Origin of the sequence: Pseudomonas sp. A-B-19 (assembly GCF_019947515.1) — a bacterium.
Lineage (GTDB): Bacteria > Pseudomonadota > Gammaproteobacteria > Pseudomonadales > Pseudomonadaceae > Aquipseudomonas.
In genome coordinates this window covers 1-15,482 of record NZ_JAGYGN010000029.1, presented here as the reverse complement: position 1 = coordinate 15,482, position 15,482 = coordinate 1, and the positions used below count along the sequence as shown (strand labels likewise).

The following is a 15,482-nucleotide window of genomic DNA, read 5'->3' as shown; positions in this document are numbered from 1 at the left end:
ACCGGCCGGAGCCGCTCAAAAAAGCCGGTTGAGGCCGTCGTATGCCGCTACCCGATAGGCTTCGGCCATGGTCGGGTAGTTAAACGTGGTGTTGACGAAGTACTTCAGGGTGTTCTGTTCGCCCGGCTGGTTCATGATCGCCTGACCGATGTGCACGATCTCCGACGCCTGATAACCGAAACAGTGAACGCCCAGCACTTCCAGGGTTTCACGGTGGAACAGGATCTTCAGCATGCCTTGCGGCTCGCCAGCGATCTGCGCCCGCGCCATGCTCTTGAAGAACGCCTTGCCGACTTCGTACGGCACCTTGGCCTGGGTCAGCTCCTGCTCGTTCTTGCCGATCGAGCTGATCTCCGGAATGGTGTAGATGCCGGTCGGCACGTCGTTCACGAAACGCCAGCTACCGTTATCGACGATGCTGCCAGCGGCCGAACGACCCTGGTCGTGGGCGGCACTGGCCAGGCTCGGCCAGCCGATCACGTCACCGGCGCCGTAGATGTTCGTCACGCAGGTACGGTAGTTCTCGTCGACTTCGATCTGACCACGGCTGTTGACCTTCACGCCGATGTTTTCCAGACCCAACTGATCGGTGTTGCCGGTACGACCGTTGCACCAGAGCAGGGCGTCGGCCTTGATCTTCTTGCCGGACTTGAGGTGCAGGATCACGCCATTGTCCACGCCTTCGACGCGGTCGTAGTCTTCGTTATGGCGAACCGTGATGTTGTTGTTGCTGAAGTGGTAGCTCAGGGCCTGGGAGATTTCCGAGTCGAGGAAGCTCAGCAGTTGCCCGCGGTTGTCCACCAGTTCAACCAATACACCCAGGCCGCTGAAGATCGAGGCGTATTCGCAACCGATTACGCCGGCGCCATAAACGATGAGTTTGCGCGGGGTGTGGCCGAGGCTGAGGATGGTGTCGCTATCGTAGATGCGCGGGTGGTGGAAATCGATGTCCGCCGGGCGATACGGGCGCGAACCGGTGGCGATGATGATGTGCTTGGCCACCAGTTTTTCGACCACGCCATTGGCGCAGACCACTTCGATGGTTTGCTCGTCGGCGAAGCTGCCGGTGCCGAAGAACACGTCGACGCGGTTACGGGCGTAGTAGCCGGTACGCGAAGCGACTTGTTTGGCGATGACTTTCTCGGCGCTTTTCAACACGTCCGGGAACGAGAACCAGCGCGGCTCGCCAATGGCCCGGAACATCGGGTTGGTGTTGAACTGCATGATCTGCCGCACCGAGTGACGCAGTGCCTTGGACGGGATGGTGCCCAAGTGAGTGCAGTTGCCGCCGACCTGGCGACGGCTGTCGACCATCGCCACCTTGCGCCCTGCCTTGGCGGCGTTCATTGCCGCGCCTTCCCCTGCCGGGCCGGAACCCAGCACCACCACGTCGTAGTTGTAGACAGCCATGCGTACTCCTCAGAACAGGCCGCGGCACCCTCGGCACCTGCGGCTAAATCACGCCAATGCGTGGCATGAAGGAACAATTTGGGGCCAGTGCAGAACCCGGACACAGTCTATAGAAGCGTCAACGCCGCGCACATTAACCCTTGGTCGCGTCGTAGGCTACTTTTGCCTGCTCCACAACGCCAGTTTTCAATGCTCGAATCGCCACAATCACTCGGTTTTCTGGCCACTGAGGCGTTCAAAAGCGTGATTGCTGCGTGTGACGAAACCTGTATCGGCACGCATCACAAAAAATGCGCCGATATCGTGTTTTTCTGCGTAGTCCCAACCGCGCGCAGGACCGAGAATCAGCAACAGCGTCGATAAGCCATCGGCCATCAACGCCGAAGGATGAATCACCGTGACCGATGCCAGTTTGTGAGAGACCGGCGCGGCGGTGTGCGCATCGAAGGTGTGGGAAAAGCGCTGGCCGTCCTGTTCGAAGTAATTACGATAGTCGCCGGAAGTGGACAGGCCATAACCGTCGACAACAATGACCCGCTCGGCCACCTGCCGGTCATCCCGAGGTTCCTCCAGGGCGATGCGCCATGGCGAGCCGTCGGGCTTCTTGCCAGCAGCCTTGAGTTCTCCGGTGACTTCAACGAGGTAATCGTGGATGCCTTTTTCCTCGATCTTTGCAGCAATCGTGTCAACGGTGAAACCGGCGGCGATGCTGTTGAAGTCGACCTCGACAGCGGCGTCCTTGCACAACCGGTCGCCATCGATGCGCAAGTGTTCATGGCCGACGCGCTTGCGGGCTTCGGCGAGCGCTTCGGCAGCCGGGACTTTTTCCCCGCGAGCCTGCGGACCAAATCCCCAGAGATTGAGCAACGGCTCCACCGTCAGATCGTAGGAACCTTCGCTTTGCACTGACAGCTGCTCGCCCACGCGGACCAGTTCGAGAATCGACGCCGGCATTGCCTGACAGCGGTTGGCTGGTAATGCATTGAAGCGCTCGATATCCGAGTCGCTGCGGTAGGTCGACATTTGCCGATCGACTTCAGCGAGGATCTTTTCGACTTCGACGCGCACGTCTGCCGGCGCGGGAAGACCGGCGTGCCGCACGTACTTGATCGAATAGGTGCTGCCCATGGTCGGACCGCCGAAGCTTTCGAGGGAGTCACTGCTGCCGCAACCAGACAACAGGACAATCAACACAAAGCACCCTATCCGCCAGATCAACAAATCCTGCATCCCCTGAAGAACCTCCTGACACACCAGCGAGGCTCGCCATTATGCGATAGAAACTGTGGGAGCGAGCTTGCTCGCGATGAGGCCATCACATTCAACATCGATATTTCTGTCAGACCGCTATCGCGAGCAAGCTCGCTCCCACATTGGATGGCTGGCGTAATCACGACCGCGCAAACACCACCAATCCCTGTGGGAGCGGGCTTGCCCGCGATGAGGCCATCACATTCAACATTGATATTTCTGCCAGACCGCTATCGCGAGCAAGCTCGCTCCCACATTGATTTTGGATACCCGCAGATGTTGCGTACACCTGATAACCCTGTGGGAGCGGGCTTGCCCGCGATGAGGCCATCACATTCAACATTGATATTCCTGTCAGACCGCTATCGCGAGCAAGCTCGCTCCCACAATGTTTTTTGGATACCCGCAGATGTTGCGTACACCTGATAACCCTGTGGGAGCGGGCTTGCCCGCGATGGTCGTCAACGATAACGCTCGTTTACTGATTCAACGCAGCGTTCTTGGCTCCATCATCAAAACACCGCCTGGAGCAAGCTCGCTCTTACTAAATACTTGATCGAACAGCAACGGCTGCGGATGGGGTCTTTTCATGGAGTCGCGGTATCGGTGACGCATTGTTTTAGTCGATCCGAATCTGTGCCGCTGCCTTCGCTGAGATCAATATCACCATTGGCATCAAGATAGATATCCGTATTAGGCCACTTCGGAGTTATGTTGACGCAGTGGGCACGAACATTTTTGCTCCACCAGGAGATTTCCATAAAAAAATTATCATCCGGAAACAAAAAACCATTATCGACCGTACCTCCGCCGGGTTGCATCCCGCCCTTGTATATCCGGTGCTGGACATTCCAGATATACCTGAGTTCCTCCCTTCCATTTTCGGAGTAGTGAATGGTTACGGTCGGAAGTGCAATATCCCAGTAGCTAATGGCCAGATACACAAATGGAATCCACAACCACCTTCTATACCTTGGACCTATTTTACGCACAGGTGTGGACACGATCTCCATCCCCTCAGCTTTATAAAATAATTGCCGACACCTTATTCACGATCACCCATGGATATCCCGCTCTGTGGGTATTACTTGCCCCACCTCACACCGATACTGGTCATCAACTATGGCACACATTAAGGTTTCGCCAAGTCCCACTGGCACTCCTTCAACTGATCCACGTCAGTACCGCTCCCCTCCTGCATATCAATATTGCCGTCGGAGTCGAGGAATATATGCGTATTTGGCCACTTAGGTTTAATGCTGATGCAGTGCAAACGGCCTTTCTCACTCCCCCAAGAAAACTCCATGAAGAACTCAGCATCCGGAAATAGAAACCCATGATCGATAACGGCGCCTCCCGGAAGCATTCGCCCCCTATATATCCGGTCCTGGACGTTCCATATGTATCGCAGTTCTTGTACGGCATCCGTGGAGTAATGGACGGTGGCAGTAGGTAATACAAAAATATTCCATAGCACTATTGGCAGTAGCGCGAGCAACGGAAGCAGTAGCGGTAACAGCGGGATCCATAGCCACCGAATGTAACGCGACCTAGGTTTTTTTACTGGAATGGACACGAACTCCATCTCCCAGAATCGCATTGCATGTCGCTTTGATCCCTTGGCTCTTCATGGGCTCGCTGTATCAGTGATGCATTGTTTTAGTCGATGCGAATCCGTACCGCTGCCTTCGCTGTGATCAATATCGCCATTGGCATCGAGGTAGACGTGCGTATTGGACCATGTCGGGGTGATATTTACGCAGTGTCGGAGATCTTTATCGTTCCACCAAGAGATCTCCATGAAAAACTTCTCATCTGGAAACAAGAACCCATGATCCCGTGTGCTGCTGCCTGGAGGGAGGCGTCCTTTGTAAATCCGGTGTTGCACATTCCAGATGAACCGCAGTTCGTCAACGCCGTTCTTGGAGTAATGGACGATTGCGGTAGGCAGCACAATAATTCGCCAGAGGACAATCAGCAAAAGCACCAGCAGGGGCAGTAATAGCGGTAGCAACGGAATCCATAGCCACTTAATGTAACGTGATCTTGGTTTATTTACAGACGTGGACACGGACTCCTTCCCCCCAATTTTTTGGAGCAATTCCCAACACTTCATTCATAATGATCTGCGCGGTTATCCCGCCATTAGGGTAATGGTTGGCGAGCTTGATGCCGATGCTGATCGATACTCTATCAGCTACATCATCCCATGATCGCAACTTCGTCCAAGGACTGTCTGTAGGACGAGGGCCTAGGAGCTTTCTTTCTTCTTTTGGCTTTGTTAGTAACTCTTCAACCTTACGCATGGAATCCGAGACAACCTGCTCAGCCCCTGCTCCATCCAGCAGCACACTTTCTGAAAGCCCACCTGCAATACCAACATACCCATAGTGAATATTCGACCAGATATCGTAGTAGTACTCGTACTTCCCTTGCTTGTGCCGAACGACACCGTCATACATCGCTTCCAGCTTCGGCTTGTGATCCCACTCCATATTTTGACCCACCTGCTTCGTCCAGATCGCCATCGCCTCAAGCTTCTTCGTCCATGCAATTCCGTTGAAATTTGGTGGTCCAGCCAGCCTGGCGTACCAGGGTAACGCCCGAAATTTCCTGGCTTCCGCACTGCTGTCGTAGCTCATCAGCTCTTTCATTTTCAACACGGACGGATGCTTGATGTTCCTGTTCATCTCACCTGCGATGTAGCTGGCAAGCTCTTCCATCTGGTCTGGATGGTTACAGGCTTCGCTTCCACCAAAGTCGGCGGGTGGTGCAGAGATTTTATCTGCCAGCTTCAGATCAACCACCTGAGGCCTGGCTGTAAAGCTGTTTTCAGCCGGGGCCGCCGGTGAGCCTGCAGCCCTCGCGGCCGGCTGCACAGGGCTTGCGTTGCTTTGATACGTGGCCGTCATTACGGTGGGGATCAGCCGAGCTTTACAGGGGCAGTTGCTGTAACTGTCCAGCGTACCAGCCATGAGCTTTCCATGACTGATCATGTGCGAAATGCCACCGACGATCCGATAGGTCTTCCCGTCTTTTCCACAGGTGACCCGATCACCATCGCAGGCGTGGGCAACGCCATACATCATGATCCGGGTGTCACCATCCAGAACTTTGCCACCACAGGTGGTTCGGTCATTCAGACCGATGAAATGTCCTTCTTTCATTGAGTTTTTTCTCCGTTACTTCCGGCCGAGTCCAGAAAGTTTTCGACCATCAGCTGCGTGAGCATTTAAGCAACGCAGCACTGAGACAGCTTTGGACAGCGCCAGACTTCGCCACTCAGTCCGCGACCGATGGCAAAAAATCCTCGCCCATCGACACACCTTCGCGCGCAATAAACACGTAGCCGCCTTGCGGTGTATTGATGATTTCGTCGCCATTGCTGAGCACGCTGCCGACCAGCGCCACATCATTGTTGTCTAGCCCTGCGCCGGTGATGATTTGCGCCGTACTGCCATCGGCATACAGGACGTAGTCGCCTTTGCGCGCTACGCGCACCGAGCGTCCATTTTCCAACTTGAACTCCAGCGGCCCTGTCCCTTGCTGGATCACCCCGCCGTTACGGGTGTGGCTGCCCTCGGTTGCGCACCGGAAGATGGCGATAGCAGGATGAGTGTCGATATAAGCCTGCTGTTGACGCACAACCACCTGGGCGTGCTCATGGAATTGCGCAATTTGCTGCTCGGTGAAGTGTGGATTGTCCAGACTGCGCAGATACTCTGGAGAAACATCGTTGGTATACAAAGGCTGCAAGGGTGCATTCATTTCAAAATCCTTATCCCTGGAAGGGTGTTCAGAAATAATGCGGCGGACGCTAACAGCGTCGCGACCCTCACGGCAGGGTCAAAAGAATGATTCAGAAATTTCGCCAAAAGAAACGATCCTTTTCCTACAGGATTGCTTCTAAAGCGTATTTATTGCGGAGCGCACAAACAAAAACGCCCCAACCAAAGTCGGGGCGCTTCATGTGCCGCTAAAGGCTTAGCGCGGGAATGCTGGCGGGTTTACACCGGCCATGTCTTCCATCACGCGAACCACCTGGCAGCTGTAACCGAACTCGTTGTCGTACCAGACGTACAGAACAACGCGGTTATCCTGGGTGATGGTCGCTTCCGCGTCCACTACGCCTGCGTGGCGCGAGCCAACGAAGTCGGTGGAAACCACTTCCTGGGAGCTCACGTAGTCGATCTGCTTGTGCAGGTCCGAGTGCATGGCCATCTGGCGCAGGTACTCGTTGATCTCTTCGCGAGTGGTGGCCTTTTCCAGGTTCAGGTTCAGGATGGCCATCGACACGTTCGGCGTAGGCACGCGAATCGCGTTGCCGGTCAGCTTACCCTTGAGCACTGGCAGCGCCTTGGCGGCTGCGGTGGCGGCACCGGTCTCGGTGATGACCATGTTCAGCGGCGCGGCGCGGCCACGACGGCTGCCCTTGTGGAAGTTGTCGATCAGGTTCTGGTCGTTGGTGAACGAGTGAACGGTTTCGACGTGGCCGTTGATGATGCCGTACTTGTCGTTGACTGCCTTGAGCACCGGCACGATGGCGTTGGTGGTGCAGGAAGCCGCCGAGATGATCTTGTCGTCAGGGCTGATGTCGCCGTGGTTGATACCGTGCACGATGTTCTTCAGCGCGCCCTTGCCAGGTGCGGTGAGGATCACGCGGGCAGCGCCCGGGCAGGCCAGGTGCTGGCCCAGGCCGTCGGCGTCACGCCATACACCGGTGTTGTCGACGATCAGAGCGTTTTCGATGCCGTACTGGGTGTAGTCGACTTCGGCCGGGCTCTTGGCGTAGATCACCTGGATCAGGTTGCCGTTGGCGGTGATGGTGTTGTTGGCTTCATCGATGGTGATGGTGCCATCGAACGGACCATGGACCGAGTCGCGGCGCAGCAGGCTGGCGCGCTTGACCAGGTCGTTCTCGGCGCCCTTGCGGACCACGATGGCGCGCAGGCGCAGGCCGTCGCCACCACCGGTTTTCTCGATCAGGATGCGCGCCAGCAGACGGCCGATACGACCGAAGCCGTAGAGGACAACGTCGGTGCCTTTGCGGGCCGAAGCGTTTTGCTGGCCAACCACGTCGGCCAGTTCTTCACGGACGAACTGCTCGGCAGTACGGCCATTGCCTTCGGCCTTGAATTTGGCCGCCAGCTTGCCCAGGTCCACCGAAGCGGCACCGAGCTTGAGCTCGCTCATCGCCTTGATCAGCGGGAATGTTTCGTGGACGGACAGCTCGCTTTCGTCGGACTGACGGTGACGAGCAAAGCGGTGAGCTTTGAGAATCGCAATGACTGAACGATTGATCAGGCTGCGGCCATAGATCGAGCTCACCACGTTGTTATTGCGGTAGAGCTGACCGATAAGCGGAATCATCGCTTCTGCGAGTGCTTCACGGTCGATCCATTCACCAAGACACTGGTCGGGCTTCTGAGTCACGGGAACCTTCCACATGTAGGGGCAGAAAAAAGGGGCTACATTATGCCGCCGAGTGACCGCGGTAGCAATGCGCGCCCGTCGTGCTTTACGTAACAATTCGTCGTTCAAAAAACTTACGCTTCGCGCCAGCCCAATAAAACCGGGGCTTGCAGCGTAGTCAATTTTTTGGAGGTCACGCTTCGTTATCCGTAACCCTCCGTAACACTCGTTGTTTTTGTCACTACATATCCAGCAATTTCCGGCAAAAATCCGCCGAATTTTGTCTTTACCACTACATTTCACCAAACCCATGCTTTAGACGCAGTCAGCAACTGACAGGCGGCATCGTAGACCGCTACAATTACCGACTTTGTCGCAACGCTTGGAGCTCAACCTTCCGTGCCCGTTCTGCGTCTACCGCTTCTCCCTGCCGCGGCAGGTAAACAGCACTGGGGCAACCTGCCCGGTGCCGCCCTGAGCCTGGCCATCGCCGAGGCCGCCAGCGCTGCCAAGCGCTTTACCCTGCTGCTGACCGCCGACAGCCAAAGTGCCGAACGGCTGGAACAGGAGCTGGGTTTCTTCGCCCCGGATTTGCCCGTATTGCACTTTCCCGACTGGGAAACCCTGCCCTACGACCTGTTCTCGCCGCACCAGGACATCATTTCCCAGCGCATCGCCAGCCTCTACCGGCTGCCGGAACTGAGCCATGGCGTGCTGGTGGTGCCGATCACGACCGCCCTGCATCGCCTCGCGCCGACCAAATTCCTGCTCGGCAGCAGCCTGGTGCTGGATATCGGTCAGAAGCTCGACGTCGAGCAAATGCGTACCCGCCTTGAAGCCACGGGCTATCGCTACGTCGATACGGTGTATGAGCACGGCGAGTTCACCGTTCGCGGATCGCTGATCGATCTGTTCCCGATGGGCAGCAAGCTGCCGTATCGCATCGATCTGTTCGACGACGAAATCGAAACCCTGCGCACCTTCGACCCGGAGAACCAGCGCTCCATCGACAAGGTCGAATCGGTCAAGCTGTTGCCGGCCAAAGAGTTTCCGTTGCAGAAAGAAGCGGTCACCCGTTTCAAGGCGCGCTTTCGTGAGCGTTTTGACGTCGACTTCCGCCGCTGCCCGATTTTCCAGGACTTGAGCAGCGGGATTACCCCGGCCGGTATCGAGTACTACCTGCCGCTGTTCTTCGAAGAAACCTCGACGCTGTTCGATTACCTGCCCCAGGACACCCAAGTGTTTTCCCTGCCGGGTATCGAGCAAGCCGCGGAAAACTTCTGGAACGACGTGCGCAATCGCTATGAAGAACGCCGCGTCGACCCCTCCCGGCCTTTATTACCGCCAGCAGAACTGTTCCTGCCGGTGGAAGACTGCTTCGCGCGCCTGAAGAACTGGCCGCGCGTGGTGGTCAGTCAACAGGACGTGGAAAGCGGTAGCGGTCGCGAGCGCTTCCCCGCGCAAGAACTGCCGAACCTGGCCATCGAAGCCAAGGCCACTCAGCCAATGGCGGCACTGGCCGGGTTCCTCGACCAGTTCCCCGGTCGCGTGCTGTTCACCGCCGAATCCGCAGGCCGCCGCGAGGTGCTGCTGGAACTGCTGGAACGCCTGAAGCTGCGACCGAAGACCGTCGATAGCTGGCCGGACTTTGTCGCCGGCAAGGAACGCCTGGCGATTACCATCGCACCGCTCGACGAAGGCATGCTGCTCGACGACCCGGCCCTGGCCCTCGTCGCCGAAAGCCCGTTGTTCGGCCAGCGCGTGATGCAACGCCGACGCCGCGAAAAACGCGCCGATGCCAACAACGATGCCGTCATCAAGAACCTCACCGAACTGCGCGAAGGTGCGCCGGTGGTGCACATCGACCACGGTGTCGGTCGCTACCTCGGTCTCGCCACGCTGGAGATCGACAACCAGGCCGCCGAATTTCTCGCCCTGGAATACGCCGAGGGTGCCAAGCTTTATGTGCCGGTGGCCAACCTGCATTTGATCGCCCGTTACACCGGCAGCGACGACGCGCTGGCCCCGCTGCACCGTCTCGGCTCCGAGACCTGGCAGAAAGCCAAGCGCAAAGCCGCCGAACAGGTGCGTGACGTGGCCGCCGAGCTGCTCGACATCTATGCCCGCCGCGCCGCCCGCGAAGGCTACGCATTTGCCGATCCGAAAGCCGACTACGCCACCTTCAGCGCCGGTTTCCCGTTCGAAGAAACCCCGGACCAGCAAACCACCATCGAAGCGGTGCGCGAGGACATGCTCGCGCCCAAGCCGATGGATCGCCTGGTGTGCGGCGACGTCGGCTTCGGCAAGACCGAAGTGGCGATGCGCGCGGCGTTCATCGCAGTCCACGGCGGTCGCCAGGTGGCGATCCTGGTGCCGACCACCCTGCTCGCCCAGCAGCACTACAACAGCTTCCGAGACCGCTTCGCCGACTGGCCGGTGACCGTGGAAGTGATGAGCCGCTTCAAGTCGGCCAAGGAAGTGAATGCGGCGGTCGCGGACCTGGCCGAAGGCAAGATCGACATCGTCATCGGCACACACAAGCTGTTGCAGGACGACGTGAAGATCAAAAACCTCGGCCTTGTGATCATCGATGAGGAACACCGTTTCGGCGTACGCCAAAAAGAACAACTGAAGGCCCTGCGCAGTGAAGTCGACATCCTGACCCTGACCGCCACGCCGATTCCGCGCACGCTGAACATGGCGGTGTCGGGCATGCGCGACCTGTCGATCATCGCCACGCCGCCGGCCCGTCGCCTGTCGGTACGCACCTTCGTCATGGAGCAGAACAAGAGCACGGTCAAAGAGGCCTTGCTGCGTGAGTTGCTGCGTGGCGGCCAGGTCTATTACCTGCACAACGATGTGAAGACCATCGAGAAGTGCGCCGCCGACCTCGCCGAACTGGTACCGGAAGCACGGATCGGCATCGGTCACGGGCAGATGCGCGAACGCGATCTCGAACAGGTAATGAGCGACTTCTACCACAAGCGCTTCAACGTGCTGATCGCCTCGACCATCATCGAGACCGGCATCGACGTGCCGAGCGCCAACACCATCATCATCGAGCGTGCCGACAAGTTCGGCCTGGCCCAGTTGCACCAGTTGCGCGGCCGGGTCGGACGCAGCCACCACCAGGCCTACGCTTACCTGCTGACGCCACCGCGCCAGCAAATCACCCCGGACGCGGAAAAGCGCCTGGAAGCGATCGCCAACACCCAGGACCTTGGCGCGGGCTTCGTGCTCGCCACCAACGACCTGGAAATCCGCGGCGCCGGCGAATTGCTCGGCGACGGTCAGAGCGGGCAGATCCAGGCGGTCGGCTTCACGCTGTACATGGAAATGCTCGAGCGCGCCGTGAAGTCGATCCGCAAGGGCGAGCAGCCAAACCTCGATCAGCCGCTCGGTGGTGGTCCGGAGGTCAACCTGCGGGTTCCGGCGCTGATTCCCGAGGACTACCTGCCGGATGTCCACGCCCGCCTGATTCTCTACAAGCGCATTGCTTCGGCCACCGATGAGGAAGGCCTCAAGGATCTGCAAGTGGAGATGATCGATCGTTTCGGTCTGTTGCCGGAACCGACCAAGAACCTGATCCGCATCACTGCATTGAAATTGCAGGCCGAACAACTGGGCATCAAGAAAGTCGATGGCGGCCCGCAAGGCGGTCGCGTCGAGTTCGCCGCGCAGACGCCGGTCGACCCGCTGACCCTGATCAAGCTGATCCAGGGTCAGCCAAAACGCTACAAATTCGAAGGCGCCACGATGTTCAAGTTCATGGTTCCGATGGAGCGCCCGGAAGAGCGCTTTAATACTGTAGAGGCGCTGTTCGAGCGCCTCGTTCCGAAAACTGCTTGAAGGACGCCGCATGCGCCTGTTTCGCTCACTGACTCTGCTGACCCTGCTCATTCCAGCGCTGGTCGCACCCACGGCATTTGCCGATGACCTGTATCAGGTCGAAATGATTCTGGTCCGTCAAAACGCCGTGCCGGCGATTGTCAGCCGCGCCGCGCCGGAAGACTGGGCCGCTGGCGCCCAACCCGTCAGCCCCGACAACCTGCGTACGCCAAGCCTGAATGGCGAAGTGGAAAAGCTCACCAGCAGCGCCGACTACACGGTGTTGATGCACAAGGCCTGGCAACAGCCCCTCGGCGAAACGGCCAGCAAAGTGGCGATCAGCGACGGCAAGGAGCAATATGGTCAGTTCCCGATCGAGGGCACGCTGAGCATGAAGCTGGGACGCTTTACCGACGTCGACGCCGATTTCTGGGTCAATCAGATCGATGCCAATGGCATGGTGACCGCCAGCGAGCGCTTGAAACAGGAAAGCCACACCAAGAACGGCCAACTGAACTTCCTCGACAATGGCCATCTCGGCCTGCTGATCAAGATCACTTCGCTGACAGCCCCCGCCCCCCGAGCTGCTCCCGAAGAAATTCCGGACTGATTCCCTATGTCCGCGACCCTGAGCAAACCCCTGGCACCATCCTGGGTCAGCCGATTCAAGGAACAGAGCCTGGAGCGTGGTCGCCGTTACGCGCTGGAGAACCGTGTCAGGATCGTCGAGGCCGGCGACGCCACGATCATCGCCGCTTGCGAAGGCTCTGGCAGTAACGTTTACCGTCAGACCATTCGCCTGCGCGAGTCAGCCAAAGGCACGCTGCTGATGGTCGACGCCACCTGTTCGTGCCCGGTCCACAACAACTGCAAACATTGCGCAGCGGTACTCCTGCAAGTGCAGGAAACCCTCAACTACCCCGCCGCCGCCAAAGACGCCGAACTGCTGGAAAAACTCCAGGCAGTCCTGGAAAACCGCAGCCCGAAAGCCCCGCCGCAAGTGCTGGTGGACAATGTGCAACCCGTCCCGCGCCTGTGGCTGGCGAGCATCGAGTTCAGTGCGTTCGAACCGCGCAACGGCCGAATGCAGCGGTACATACAGCATCGGGCGGCACTGTCTTTCAGTTACCTGGACGAGTACGTTTGCGGACAGAGAAACTCCGACATCCTGATACGCCAGGAAACCCAGACGCTGCGGATAAAACGCCACCCGGAAGTGGAACAGTCCTACCGGGAACAGCTGCGAATCCTCGGTTTCAAAGTCGCCACCCGACAAAGCAAGGCCCTGCCGGAAAGTGCCGGCGAGCTGTTCGAGATGGTCAATGATAGCGCCTGGCTGACCTTTACCCTCAATGAACTGCCGAAGTTGCGCACCCAGGGCTGGGAATTACAGATCGACGAGGACTTCGGTTTCGACCTGACGGCGGTAGACGACTGGTACGCCACGGTTGAACAGGCACCGGAGCGCGACTGGTTCGACCTGGAACTGGGGATCATCGTCAACGGCGAACGCCTGAGCCTGTTGCCGATCCTGCTCAACCTGATGCGCTCCCACACCGAGATCCTCAACCCGGAACGCCTGGCCCGACGACGCGACGACGAACTGATCCTGGTCAATATCCCCAATCGCCCGAACTCAGAGCACGGCCCGCTGCAAGTCGCCCTGCCCTTCGGCCGCTTGAAGCCGGTGTTGGCCACCCTCGGCGAGTTCTACCTGCAGGAGCCCGGCGACACCACGCTGCGCCTGAGCAAGGCCGATGCCACGCGCCTGAACCCGCTGGAAGACATGCCACTGCTCTGGGAGGGTGGCGAACAGATCCGCACCTTTGCCCAGCGCCTGCGCGACATCAAGGACCACACGGCCACCGCCCCGGAAGGCTTGAATGCGACACTGCGTCCGTATCAGCTTGAAGGCCTGAGCTGGATGCAATCGCTGCGGCAGCTGGAAGTGGGTGGAATTCTCGCGGACGACATGGGCCTGGGCAAAACCCTGCAGACACTGGCGCATGTGCTGAGCGAGAAAAACGCCGGCCGCCTCGATCGGCCGTGCATGGTCGTGATGCCAACCAGCCTGATCCCCAACTGGCTCGATGAAGCGGCGCACTTTACGCCACAGCTCAAGGTGCTGGCGCTGTACGGTGCCAACCGCAAAAAGCACTTCGACAAGCTGGCCGACTACGATCTGATCCTGACCACCTATGCGCTACTGCCCAAGGATGTCGAACGCCTGGCGACGCAGCCCTTGCACATACTGGTGCTGGACGAAGCGCAATACATCAAGAACCCCGCCAGCAAGGCAGCCCACGCAGCCCGTGAACTGAACGCCCGGCAGCGCCTGTGCCTGAGCGGCACACCGCTGGAAAACCATCTCGGTGAACTCTGGTCGCTGTTTCACTTCCTCTTGCCCGGCTGGCTGGGCGACGTCAAAAGCTTCAACCGCGATTACCGCGTGCCGATTGAAAAACGCACCAGCGAGGTCAGGCTCCAGCACCTCAACGGCCGGATCAGACCTTTCCTGCTGCGCCGCACCAAGGAACAGGTGGCCACCGAGTTGCCGCCGAAAACCGAGATCATCCACTGGGTCGAACTCAACGAAGCCCAACGGGACGTGTACGAAACCATGCGCCTGGCCATGGACAAGAAAGTCCGCGACGAGATCACCCGCAAAGGCGTGGCCCGCAGCCAGATCATCATTCTGGAAGCCCTGCTCAAGCTGCGTCAGGTGTGCTGCGATTTGCGCCTGGTCAACGAGGCGACCCTGCCAAGCCGTGGCAGCACGTCAGGCAAGCTCGACAGCCTGATGGAAATGCTCGAGGAACTGTTCGAGGAAGGTCGGCGGATCCTGCTGTTCTCGCAGTTCACTTCAATGCTGTCGCTGATCGAAGACGAACTGAACAAACGCGGCGTGGCCTACGCCCTGCTGACCGGCCAGACCCGCGACCGCCGCACACCGGTGAAGGAATTCCAGAGCGGCAAACGTCAGATATTTCTGATCAGCCTGAAGGCCGGTGGCGTTGGCCTGAACCTGACCGAAGCGGACACGGTGATTCATTACGACCCGTGGTGGAACCCGGCGACGGAAAACCAGGCGACCGACCGCGCGTATCGCATCGGCCAGGAGAAGCCGGTGTTCGTTTACAAACTGATTGCGCGCGGCACCGTGGAAGAAAAGATTCAGCACCTGCAAAAAGAAAAATCCGACCTCGCGGCCGGCGTGCTGGATGGGCGCAAGGCCGGGGACTGGAAACTGCAGAGCGATGATATCGAGGCGCTGTTTGCACCGCTGCCGGAAAACCTCGAGAAGCGTTGAGATCTTCGGCGCCTGAACCGGCCTCTTCGCTGGCAAGCCAGCTCCTACAGTGAGTGCGTCGGACACAACTTCTGCGCACGCCACCAAACCTGTGGCGCCAAACACAATGTTAACGAACGCCACTGAACCTGTAGGAGCTGGCTTGCCAGCGAAGGACTCACGGCCGGCGTGCTGGATGGGCGCAAGGCCGGGGACTGGAATCTGCAGAGCAATGATATCGAGGCGCTGTTTGCGCCGCTGCCGGAAAACCTCGAAAAGCGCTGAGGTTTTC

General features: G+C 58.6%; 10 protein-coding genes. 4 read left to right on the top strand and 6 right to left on the bottom strand.

Annotated features, from left to right (window positions below; genetic code table 11):
- Positions 1–15: 15 nt before the first annotated feature.
- The 3 genes from sthA to KGA81_RS24820 form a co-directional block, all read right to left on the bottom strand.
- The gene (gene sthA, locus KGA81_RS24830; RefSeq protein ID WP_223549402.1) at positions 16–1,410 is read right to left on the bottom strand and encodes a Si-specific NAD(P)(+) transhydrogenase; all 1,395 of its coding nucleotides are present in this window, start codon (positions 1,408–1,410) and stop codon (positions 16–18) included.
- A gap of 207 nt (positions 1,411–1,617) precedes the next feature.
- Positions 1,618–2,640, bottom strand: a complete 1,023-nt coding sequence (locus tag KGA81_RS24825; protein ID WP_223549399.1) for an FAD:protein FMN transferase — start codon at positions 2,638–2,640, stop codon at positions 1,618–1,620.
- A gap of 608 nt (positions 2,641–3,248) precedes the next feature.
- Complete coding sequence (locus KGA81_RS24820; RefSeq protein ID WP_223549397.1) at positions 3,249–3,605, bottom strand: hypothetical protein; 357 nt, start codon at positions 3,603–3,605, stop codon at positions 3,249–3,251.
- A gap of 722 nt (positions 3,606–4,327) precedes the next feature.
- On the opposite strand from KGA81_RS24820, the gene KGA81_RS24815 reads away from it, so the two are divergent.
- The gene (locus KGA81_RS24815; protein WP_223549394.1) at positions 4,328–4,663 is read left to right on the top strand and encodes a hypothetical protein; all 336 of its coding nucleotides are present in this window, start codon (positions 4,328–4,330) and stop codon (positions 4,661–4,663) included.
- A 49-nt stretch (positions 4,664–4,712) separates the two neighbouring features.
- Here the strand turns inward: KGA81_RS24815 and KGA81_RS24810 are convergent, their stop codons facing one another.
- The 3 genes from KGA81_RS24810 to KGA81_RS24800 form a co-directional block, all read right to left on the bottom strand.
- The gene (locus tag KGA81_RS24810; RefSeq protein ID WP_223549393.1) at positions 4,713–5,828 is read right to left on the bottom strand and encodes a polymorphic toxin type 44 domain-containing protein; all 1,116 of its coding nucleotides are present in this window, start codon (positions 5,826–5,828) and stop codon (positions 4,713–4,715) included.
- A 115-nt stretch (positions 5,829–5,943) separates the two neighbouring features.
- A complete protein-coding gene (locus tag KGA81_RS24805; RefSeq protein ID WP_223549391.1) occupies positions 5,944–6,429 on the bottom strand; it encodes a hypothetical protein in 486 nt (161 codons plus the stop codon).
- 216 nt (positions 6,430–6,645) lie between these two features.
- Complete coding sequence (locus KGA81_RS24800) at positions 6,646–8,109, bottom strand: glyceraldehyde-3-phosphate dehydrogenase (protein WP_223549389.1); 1,464 nt, start codon at positions 8,107–8,109, stop codon at positions 6,646–6,648.
- Positions 8,110–8,472: 363 nt separating this feature from the next.
- Here KGA81_RS24800 and mfd point away from each other — a divergent pair, with 363 nt between their 5' ends.
- Genes mfd through KGA81_RS24785 form a run of 3 tightly spaced genes read left to right on the top strand, consistent with a single transcriptional unit; the run spans position 8,473 to position 15,211 of the window.
- Positions 8,473–11,922, top strand: a complete 3,450-nt coding sequence (gene mfd, locus KGA81_RS24795; RefSeq protein WP_223549387.1) for a transcription-repair coupling factor — start codon at positions 8,473–8,475, stop codon at positions 11,920–11,922.
- Between the two features lie 10 nt (positions 11,923–11,932).
- On the top strand, positions 11,933–12,511 hold the full coding sequence (locus tag KGA81_RS24790) for a CsiV family protein (protein WP_223549385.1): 579 nt from the start codon (positions 11,933–11,935) through the stop codon (positions 12,509–12,511).
- Between the two features lie 6 nt (positions 12,512–12,517).
- A complete protein-coding gene (locus tag KGA81_RS24785; protein ID WP_223549382.1) occupies positions 12,518–15,211 on the top strand; it encodes a DEAD/DEAH box helicase in 2,694 nt (897 codons plus the stop codon).
- Positions 15,212–15,482 lie beyond the last annotated feature (271 nt).